Raw genomic sequence first — 9675 nt, forward strand, 5'->3', positions numbered from 1 at the left:
ACCGAAACTATCGGGGATCGAACTTTGTCAGCGATTGCGATCGCATAATTATACCCTACCGATTTTAATGCTCACAGCCAAAGATCGGATGGAAGATAAAATAGCTGGATTGGATGCGGGAGCAGATGATTATCTCGTCAAACCTTTTGGGATGGCCGAACTGTTAGCGAGAATGCGCGCCCTCCAGCGTCGCGCTCCGACATTTAAACCAGATCGATTGCAATTGGGCAATATGGAATTAGACTATGGTAATAATGGCATTTTAGTTACCGATCGACAGGGTAATCTGAGTCAGATAACGCTAACAGCAAAAGAATTTCAACTCTTAGAATATCTGATGCAGCACCCCAATACAACCCTGACTCACGAGCGGATTCGCAGTCGAATTTGGTCGATCGATTCTGATGCTGCGAGTAACGTCGTAGCCGCCCAAATTCGCCTCTTACGCAAGAAGTTGTCCGAATCCGACTGCTTACCCACCATCGAAACCATACGCGGCTTTGGCTATCGGCTCATCTGCAATTAACTCGCTCCTATCAATCAATTTACAACTATTAACTATTAATTAATGCTTCCAGATCGACTATTTAATCGTACCCGTTTGCAACTAACTGGATTTTATGCGATCGTTATCGGTTTAATTACAGCGATTTCTGGTTATGGACTTCATTTGGGTATGATTCGAGTATTCGAGCGATCGGTCGATCGGGAATTAAATACCTTAGCTGGCACCATCCATGACACACTCGAAACAGGACTGAAACAACCAGAGATACTCGATGCGGATGCCGCAAAATTATTACCAGGATTGTGTGTAGTAGGCGGAGAATGTTCGCCAAATAATTACGAATCTAAAATCAAAGAATTAACCGAACAACAAGGTTACTGTATTCGCTTATTAAATTTAAATGGTCGCGCGATCGCCAATCTTGGCAACGCAAAACATCAGTTTGCTGAGAAAGTACCAGCAACATGGGCAACAGTTACCGATAATCGCGGCGAACGCTATCACATTCATACCCTGAAACTCAAAACAATCGATCGGCGAGATTGGGGATATCTGCAAGTTGCCCAATCATTTCGGATGCTAGATGATTATATGCACAGTTTACACACGATCCTCCTAGTTGGTATTCCGATCGGCATGTTAGCAATCGGTGGCACGAGTTGGTGGCTATCTGGACTGGCAATGCGTCCAATTTTAGAATCTTACCAGCGGATTCAACAATTTACCGCCGATGCCGCTCACGAGCTGAGAACGCCTTTATCCGTGATGACAATTGCGGTAGAAGGTGCCTTAAATACAGATCCGATCGATGCATACATGCAAAACAATCTCGAAATAACCGATCGGCAAATTCAGCATCTTTCCCATTTAGCAGCAGATCTATTGTGGCTATCGCGATTGGAAGCCAATCAGCTACCGCTAAACTTTAAACCTTGTTGTGCGAACGATCTAGTTAGCGATCTAGAAGAAGAATTAGCGCCCTTAGCTGTGGCTAAAAATATCGATTTACGTCTAGCAATATCTGGAAATCGATCGATCTATATCAACGGTGATAGTGACAGACTATATCGAGCAGTGGCTAATCTCATCGACAATGCGATTAAATATACCCTCACAGGCGGCACGGTAATAATTAGCCTCGAATCGCTCGATCGGATGGCAATTATTAGCATAGAAGATAATGGCATTGGTATCGCCGCAGCAGACCTACCCCAAATATTCGATCGCTTTTATCGAGTCCGCGCAGATCGAGCGCGAACTACAGGTGGTACGGGATTGGGATTAGCAATTGTCAAGGCAATTATATCGGCACATCATGGCACGATTCAAGTCCAGAGTCATCTCGATCGCGGCAGTAAATTTACAATCCGATTGCCTATTTATAAGCATCAATTGAGTTTGCTGAAAACGTCTTCCGATCGCATCGATGCGTAACACTAATCGAGTTTTACCACCATCTTGCCGAGATTTATACCGCTAAATAGACCGAGAAAGGCTTCCACGGCTCGCTCGATCCCCGTGATGACTGTTTCTTGATTTTTCAAGCGACCTGCCTGAAAATAGCCACCTACCTCCTGTTGAAATGCCGCCATCTGAGGCAGCGAATCGATGACGATCAGCCCTTTCATCGTCAATCGTTTGGTCGTCATATTAAATAAATTACTCGGCCCTGGGGCGGGTTTTTCGGCATTATAGCCAGAGATGCCACCACAAGCAATAATCCGACCGTAGTTGCGGAGTACCGCCAGTGCGGCTTCAAGGCTTTCGCCGCCAACGTTATCGAAATAGACATCGATCCCTTCTGGAGCGGCTTGCTGAAGCTGTGTGAGTACGGGCGCGTCCTTATAATTAAATACTCGATCGAAGCCACATTCCTGAGTGAGAAAAGCGATTTTTTCCGCCGAACCCGCCGAGCCGATAACTTGACACCCCCGCAGCTTGGCTAATTGTCCCGCGACATTGCCCACCGCCCCAGCCGCCCCAGAAATAAAGATAACGTCACCAGCTTTGACATCGACCAAATTTAACCCCGCCCAAGCCGTCAAACCCGTCGCCCCGAGCAACCCGAGATAAACCGAGAGCGGTTGAATTTCGCGGTTGACTGGTTGCAATGCCTGCGGCGCGGCAATAAAGTATTCGCGCCAACCCAAAGTAGAAGAAACGATATCGCCAGATTTGAACCCCTCAGCGTGGGATTCAACGACTTCGCCGACGGCACTACCTTCCATCACTTGCCCCAATTGGAACGGCGGTACATAAGATTTGGTATCATTCATCCGACCGCGCATGTAAGGATCGACTGACATGTACAGGTTGCGAACGAGGACGCGTCCATCGGAAACTTGCTCTAGCTGAGTTTCTACAGTCTCAAAGTTAGCGGCGGTAGGCATTCCCTGGGGACGAGAGACGAGATGAATCTCGCGACTGACGATTTGAGTCATAATTTGCTCCGATGTGGTGGGATTCCTGGTTAATTTACCCCCAACCCCCTTATAAAGGGGGCTTTCTTGCTCCACCCCATTTATACGGGGTGGGGTGGGGTGGGTAAATGGACTACGCATCATATCTACGAGTTATCGGTTGGGTTTCACATTCGTTCAACCAAAAAACCTCAAAGATTACCTCTCGGCGCGGCTGTGCCTACGGCAGGCTACGCCAACGCCAACGATTGTGGGGATGTTGGGTTGAAGAATGAAACCCAACCTACAACTTTGGACGACTACAACTCTAGGATTAGTCGAATGACCCACCCCGCCCTACGGGCACCCCGACCTTCGCGAAGCGTCTGCCTGCGCAGAGGAGGGGATTTTTTTAGTGGGATTCCAGGTGTTCGACGAACTTGGGGATGGCGGCGGTGAGGACTTCGTGCCCATTAGCGGTGATGAGGACATCATCTTCGATGCGGACGCCGATGCCTTTCCAACAGTCATCGATTTTGGGTTGTCCTTCGGCGGGTTCGATGTCGGGGGAGATATAGATGCCTGGTTCGACGGTGATAATGTTGCCGGGTTGGAATTGGTACCAGGTTTCGGCACCGTGCATGTAAATCCCCGCGTCGTGGACGTCTAAGCCGAGCCAGTGTCCGGTACCGTGCATGTAGAAGTTTTTGTATTTGCCTTCTTCAATGAGGGTATCGACGTCGCCGGAGAGGAGTTCGAGTTGGACTAAGCCTTCGGTGATGATTTGGACGGAGGTATGGTGAAAATCTTTCCAGGTGGTGCCCGGTTTGACTTGCTCGATACTCGCCATTTGGGCATCGAGGACGAGTTCGTAGATGATTTTTTGTTCGGTGGTAAATTTGCCGTTGACGGGGAAGGTGCGGGTAACGTCGGAGTTGTTGTACCCGACAGCGCAACCCGCATCGATGAGCAGCAAGTCGCCATCTTTGAGGGTGCTGTTGTTCTCGATATAGTGTAAAACGCAAGCATTAGAGCCGGATGCCACGATCGACGGATAAGCGACACCCATCGCACCATTTTTGCGGAAGATGTATTCGATTTCGGCTTCGATTTCTGATTCATTTACGCCTGGTTTGGCAATTTCACGGGCGCGTGCGTGAGCCAAAGCCGCAATCCGGGCAGCTTCGCGCATCAAATCCAGTTCGGCAGGACTTTTAACCTGTCTCAGGGGGTGGAGGGTGAGGAAGGGATCTTCGATCGCGACTGGTCCCGTACCGCGTTTACCATAGGATCGGAGCAATCTTTGCCAATGGGTAATAACTTTGCCATTGAGCTGTTCGTCACGCCCCATATGGTAGTAAATTTTGTCGCCTTTCTCTAGATATTGGGGGAGTTTTTCATCGAGTTCGCTGATGAGATATGCTTCATCTGCGCCATACTTTTCTTTAGCAGCATCTACACCCACGCGGTATCCCGTCCAGATCTCTTTTTCGCGTTCTTTGGGTTGGACGAAGAGGATAAATTTGTGTTCGTCGTGGTGGGGGGCGATGACGGCGACAGCGTGGGGTTCGTTGAAGCCAGTCAGGTAGTAGAAGTCACTCTCTTGGCGATAGACGTATTCGACATCGTTGTGCATGGTAGCCATCGGCGCACTCCCAAATATCGCGGTGCCATTGCCAATTTTTGCCATTAACTGTTCCCGACGCTGGCGGTATTCTGCTTGCATGTACTTCTAACCTATGCTGACTATATTGTTATCTTAGCAATCCTAGATGATGGAACCCACCCCCAACCCCTCCGTTCGCGTTCGCGTTCGCAAAAAGCAGCGTCTGCCTTAGCAGAGGAGGGGAGTAATCATCAGAAATTTCAAAATTAGACTATTATTGGTGCGTTACGCTTACGCGGTAACACACCCTACCAGATTTTTCTAAATCAAATAAGATTGCTGTATTCGATCGCTTATATTTGGGTATTGTTAACGCGATCGAGATGAGCGGAAACATGACTCGTCTCTAGTTGAAGTTGTCGCCATCTTTCGGTGCGGCTGGCACGTTGCGCGGAGGTGATTGTCGAGTAACAACGGGCGCAACAGATGCCGGGTTCGTAGTGGGGTGATGCGAGATCCGATTGCGAGAGCGGATCGCCACAACCCCAGCAGATTTTGTGGGTACCCGGTGCTAGTCCGTGGGTGACGGCGACACGATCGTCGAATACGAAGCATTCGCCTTCCCATTGGCTCTCGGTGGCGGGGATTTCTTCGAGATACTTGAGGATGCCACCTTGGAGGTGATAAACGTGTTCAAAGCCTTGGGAGAGCAGGTAGGAGGTAGCTTTCTCGCAGCGGATACCGCCCGTACAAAACATCGCAATTTGTTTGTGTTGGTGGGGATCGAGGTGGGTGGCGACGTAGGCGGGAAATTCGGTGAAGGAGTCGGTATGCGGATCGATCGCGCCTACGAAGGTGCCGATTTCGACTTCGTATTGATTGCGGGTATCGATAACCACGACATCGGGATTGGCGATCAGTGCGTTCCAGTCTTGGGGTTTGACGTAGGTACCGACGAGATTGGTGGGATCGACAGTCGGCACGCCGAAGGTGACGATTTCTTGTTTGAGGCGGACTCTGAGCCTGTCGAATGGCGATTTGGTGGCGATCGATTCTTTATATTCTAAATCGGCAAACTGGGGATCGGCTTTGAGATATGTGAGGATGGCATCGATACTCGATCGAGTGCCCGCAATCGTGCCATTAATCCCCTCAGCCGCCAGTAAAATCGTGCCTTTAATCTGGTGCTGCTGACACAAATTTAGCAGGGGTTGACGACGCTCTGGGTAGTCATCTAAGGTCACAAATTTGTAAAAAGCGGCAATAACTTGAGTCATAATTAGTGCTTATCGGTCGCATTATTTAATTGTATCTCGATCTATTTGGGGGATCGGGCTGAGGGTCAAAGCTTGACTGTCAGAGGCTCTGGAGCTTTAGTTCACTAATCGGACAATTTGCTGAAATTAGCGTTATTAATCTATTGTGAATAATAATTGTCTCATAGCATACAGTTTTGCTCGGCAACATCACCGATTATAAATAACTAGAAGTTTAATAGCAATTTGTGCTCACTCCAGCCCATGAATATCGTCGTGGATGGTCGTTACCAAATTATCAAACGGCTCGGTAAAGGTGGCTTTGCCCATACTTACCTGGCTAAAAATCTGACTGCACCGGGCGAACCGCAGTGTGTAGTCAAGCAACTGCGACCGAAGGTGGAGCATCCTCGGATGTTGCAGTTATTTAAGCTGGAAGCGGCAATTTTGGCACGTTTCAAGCATAGTCAGATCCCTCAGCAAGTGGAGTGCTTCGAGCATCAGGGCGATTTTTTCCTGGTACAGGATTTTGTGGCTGGCGACGATCTGAGTAAAGAATTTACGATCGGGCATCAGTGGAGCGAGGGTAAGGTAATTAGATTTCTGCGGGAGATGCTCAAGGTACTGGGTTACGTGCATCAGAAGCAAGCCATTCATCGCGATATCAAACCTGCGAATATTATTCGGCGGTGGGACAGCGGACAGCTATGTCTGATCGATTTTGGGGCGGTGCAAGATTTGGAGAATGAAGCACCAATTGATAATACAGTTGTAGGGACTCCCGGCTATCACGCTCCCGAACAAGCTGATGGGTTAGCGACTTTTAATAGTGATATCTACGCGTTAGGCATGACTGCCATTCAATTTCTGACGGGACAGTATCCGCTGCACTTACCTCGGAATGCAGCTAAAGAGGTGGTATGGCGGGATCTGACGACGATTAGCGATCGATTGGCAGCGATTTTGGAGCAGATGACGCGGGTTGATTATAGCGATCGGTATGATTGTACGACAGCGGTGCTGGCAGATCTGGAGACGATCCCGCTCGACTGTGAGGACGATCGTCACATCTGGGCGGCGCGATTTACGGACAACGAATCGACCAATCGACAATTAACGACTAGTAGAATTATGGCTGTAGCTGTCCTGATTGGCTTGGGCTTGATTAGTACTACTACGATCGTCAGTCAGATCGGCTCGATGCAGAACATCGGTGGTGCATCGGTAGTCGATCGCTAAATTAATTGAGAATTGAGAATTGAGAATTGAGAATTGATAATTGGGTTTTTAAGATGGGGATTCAAACCCCTGTTATTTGTTAAATTAGCTGACAATAAAGAGTACACACAAGTCAGTTGGACTTCGCTTCTAACCAAAGTACAGATGAGGTAGCCTCGCCATCGCAGCCATCCAGAAAATTTAGAGGTGGCAGCGATCGAATCTGCGGTAAAATAATTCGATATCGGACGATCGCTCGACCATCGACTATTAATTACCTGCTATCTACCATGCCGTTGCGTACCTTCCAAGTCGATGCTTTGCGAGTTGAGGTGTATCGTCAGGAGGCAGATATCGTCCAGAGTCTAGTCACACAAACCCAATCTTATCTGAATGAGGCGATCGAGCGTCAGGGTAGCGCCGCCGCGATTTTGGCGAGTGGTGCCTCTCAGGTGAAGTTACTCAAAGATTTGACGACATTTGGCGAGATCGACTGGGGACGGATAACACTATTTCATTTAGATGAATATCTGGGCATTGGGGGCGAGCATCCCGCGAGTTTTCAGTTATTTATGCGGGAAATGGTGACGCAAAAAGTCACTCCCCACCAGTTTCATTATCTCGCTGGCGACACCTTAGAACCGATTGCCGAATGCGATCGTTATGGGCAATTACTCGCTGCCCAACCGATCGATTTATGCTTGTTAGGGATCGGCGAAACCGGACATATTGCCTTTAACGATCCTGAAGTCGCTGACTTTACCGATCGCTATCCCGTTAAGTTGGTAAAATTAGCCGATAAGTCGCGCCAACAGCAGGTAAATACGGGATTCTTCGATCGGATCGAAGCAGTGCCACAATACGCACTCACACTGACTTTACCGACGATTTGCAAGGCGCGGCGGATTTGCTGTGTGGCAATGGGATCCAGGAAAGCCGCGATTGTCAAAACTATGCTGACTGGTGAAATTTCCCCCACCTGTCCGGCTTCGATCTTACGCAAATATCCCACGGCGACCTTATACTTGGATGAAGCTGCGGCTAGTGCGATCGCCTAAAATACTGGTAGTAGAAGATCGCGGCAGCAGGTGGAACAGTCCTCATACTACCAGCGTCAATTACAGTTACACTTAGAAATAGCGATGCGGAACGGGTTTCTGGACGATCGCCGACTCACTTAAAACATTGCATATTCACACTAGTGACATAGAGGTAAAGTTGATGAAAACGAGTGTTTCAGTCGTAGCTAGTGCAGTGTTAATGATGAGCAATTCAGTGGTGACATTTGCCACTGAGACTAATAGTAGTGACGTTACCATCAGTCAAAGTACGGTGATTGTCAGTACCGATGCCGATGGCGGACGAGTGCAATCTACCACTGTTAGTATCGAGCGTGCCGATCTGACTCAGCCCCATCTGTTGAGGGTTCAGGGCTTGGCATACAATGCCCCGATTCGCCTGCAACGCGTCGAAGTCAAAGTCAATGGTAAAGTAGTCAAATCGATCGCGAATAATTCTCTAGAGCTGAATTTAGCCCCACTGATGAAAGCCGGACGCAATGAAATCGAGATATCGGGAAACTCATCCCAAAATGAAGATACGATTTCCGTTAATTTTAATGGTAAAAATACTAATGTATCGCAGCAGTTTTCTGGCACTGGTAATGTCAAACAAACATTAGTTATTAATATTATTTAATATTTATTAGAATCGCCATCATTTTATTTTGAATCTTGAGTCAGCGATTTCACCAAGCGATCGGGTATTAATGAGACTTGCCCATCCAAACTATCCGTTTTGGTATACCACCACGCCCACGCAATCAACACCGCTTGCAAGGGCAATCTCCCCCACCGCAAGACATCAGAATCGGGAATATTCGGCAGATCGATCGCATTGACAGCCATATTAATATTCGCGGGAAACACGGCGATAAATAATACCAGCAATCCCCACGCCGCAGCTTGACTCACAGGCGGTACCAAAATCCCAATTCCACCTAAAATCTCAAAAAAGCCACTGATATAAACCAACGCCAGATGAGCGGGAAAATAATCCGGTACGATCTTGACGAAAGGAGCGGGCACGACAAAGTGCATCGTCCCCACCACGATGATGCAGATCGCCAGGATGACCCGTAGCCGTTCCTTGGTAGTAGTCGCAATAAATCGTTGGCGTAGCCTCCGCCTTGCGGAATCGGCTTGAGGTGCTTCGGGATTCATAGTGGGTCTAGATAACAAGATGAGTCTAGTTCATATTAGACTCGATCGCCAACGCATTCCATCCATATTTAGACGGAGATTGCCGGAGTTGCACTGTGTAGCACTGCCCACCACTGCAAACCTTACAAAGCAACAGCTTTAACTTGTTTTCTCGATCGATCTGACACGCCTAGCCGCTATTCTGGCGATCGAATGGTAACTTGCTATACCTATTGATATAGGTCTAAAGATAGATGACTTCTTGTCGGACATTTGTAATAATGTGAATGGTGTGAGTTACTGATTAGCAACCAGTCAAAAAATTACTCAGAGTAAATCAAAGTAAATAAAACACAGGAAGATTTTATGGCACAGGTTGATATTGATTCTACAATTGCGGCTCTGCAACAGGGTCTGACAGCTATTCCTGCCGACCAAGCGGTCGCTGTAATCGAGGGTTGGCAGCAACAGCTTGGCGATCCCCTGG

Annotated in this window: 9 protein-coding genes; 5 read left to right on the forward strand and 4 right to left on the reverse strand. The window is 48.2% G+C overall.

The features are described from left to right. Together rppA and rppB are read left to right on the forward strand one after the other, a co-directional pair. A partial coding sequence (gene rppA / locus RMO35_RS17945) for a two-component system response regulator RppA (protein ID WP_309742789.1) occupies positions 1-526 on the forward strand: 526 nt, incomplete at its 5' end. A gap of 42 nt (positions 527-568) precedes the next feature. Further along, positions 569-1942, forward strand: coding sequence for a two-component system sensor histidine kinase RppB (gene rppB / locus RMO35_RS17950; protein WP_309742791.1), 1374 nt, complete (start codon positions 569-571; stop codon positions 1940-1942). Positions 1943-1944: 2 nt separating this feature from the next. On the opposite strand, the gene RMO35_RS17955 is transcribed toward rppB, so the two are convergent. The 3 genes from RMO35_RS17955 to RMO35_RS17965 form a co-directional block, all read right to left on the reverse strand. Continuing rightward, positions 1945-2949 (reverse strand): NADP-dependent oxidoreductase, encoded by a 1005-nt coding sequence (locus RMO35_RS17955; RefSeq protein WP_309742792.1) that lies wholly within the window; start codon positions 2947-2949, stop codon positions 1945-1947. A gap of 370 nt (positions 2950-3319) precedes the next feature. Next, positions 3320-4633: an aminopeptidase P N-terminal domain-containing protein gene (locus RMO35_RS17960; RefSeq protein WP_309742794.1), complete on the reverse strand. Its 1314-nt coding sequence runs from the start codon at positions 4631-4633 to the stop codon at positions 3320-3322. 233 nt (positions 4634-4866) lie between these two features. After that, entirely contained in the window at positions 4867-5790 is a 924-nt protein-coding gene (locus RMO35_RS17965; protein WP_309742796.1) for a rhodanese-related sulfurtransferase, read from the reverse strand. Positions 5791-6033: 243 nt separating this feature from the next. On the opposite strand from RMO35_RS17965, the gene RMO35_RS17970 reads away from it, so the two are divergent. From RMO35_RS17970 to RMO35_RS17980, 3 genes are all read left to right on the forward strand, one after another. Further along, the gene (locus RMO35_RS17970; RefSeq protein WP_309742798.1) at positions 6034-7008 is read left to right on the forward strand and encodes a serine/threonine-protein kinase; all 975 of its coding nucleotides are present in this window, start codon (positions 6034-6036) and stop codon (positions 7006-7008) included. A gap of 269 nt (positions 7009-7277) precedes the next feature. Then, complete coding sequence (locus RMO35_RS17975) at positions 7278-8045, forward strand: glucosamine-6-phosphate deaminase (RefSeq protein ID WP_396135695.1); 768 nt, start codon at positions 7278-7280, stop codon at positions 8043-8045. A 163-nt stretch (positions 8046-8208) separates the two neighbouring features. Beyond that, complete coding sequence (locus RMO35_RS17980) at positions 8209-8685, forward strand: hypothetical protein (RefSeq protein ID WP_309742802.1); 477 nt, start codon at positions 8209-8211, stop codon at positions 8683-8685. A gap of 23 nt (positions 8686-8708) precedes the next feature. Here the strand turns inward: RMO35_RS17980 and RMO35_RS17985 are convergent, their stop codons facing one another. Beyond that, positions 8709-9209 carry a hypothetical protein gene (locus tag RMO35_RS17985; protein WP_309742804.1) on the reverse strand — a complete coding sequence of 167 codons (501 nt, stop codon included), beginning with the start codon at positions 9207-9209 and terminating at the stop codon, positions 8709-8711. Positions 9210-9675: the final 466 nt, after the last annotated feature.

The sequence above is a fragment of the Chamaesiphon sp. OTE_20_metabat_361 genome (assembly GCF_031364565.1).

Excerpts from the sequence above, each read along its gene's own strand:
- RMO35_RS17980 (WP_309742802.1), top strand. The coding sequence starts at position 8,209 with ATGAAAACGAGTGTTTCAGTCGTAGCTAGTGCAGTGTTAATGATGAGC.
- RMO35_RS17975 (WP_396135695.1), top strand. The coding sequence starts at position 7,278 with ATGCCGTTGCGTACCTTCCAAGTCGATGCTTTGCGAGTTGAGGTGTAT.
- RMO35_RS17960 (WP_309742794.1), bottom strand. The coding sequence starts at position 4,633 with ATGCAAGCAGAATACCGCCAGCGTCGGGAACAGTTAATGGCAAAAATT.
- RMO35_RS17965 (WP_309742796.1), bottom strand. The coding sequence starts at position 5,790 with ATGACTCAAGTTATTGCCGCTTTTTACAAATTTGTGACCTTAGATGAC.
- RMO35_RS17955 (WP_309742792.1), bottom strand. The coding sequence starts at position 2,949 with ATGACTCAAATCGTCAGTCGCGAGATTCATCTCGTCTCTCGTCCCCAG.
- RMO35_RS17970 (WP_309742798.1), top strand. The coding sequence starts at position 6,034 with ATGAATATCGTCGTGGATGGTCGTTACCAAATTATCAAACGGCTCGGT.
- RMO35_RS17985 (WP_309742804.1), bottom strand. The coding sequence starts at position 9,209 with ATGAATCCCGAAGCACCTCAAGCCGATTCCGCAAGGCGGAGGCTACGC.
- rppB (WP_309742791.1), top strand. The coding sequence starts at position 569 with ATGCTTCCAGATCGACTATTTAATCGTACCCGTTTGCAACTAACTGGA.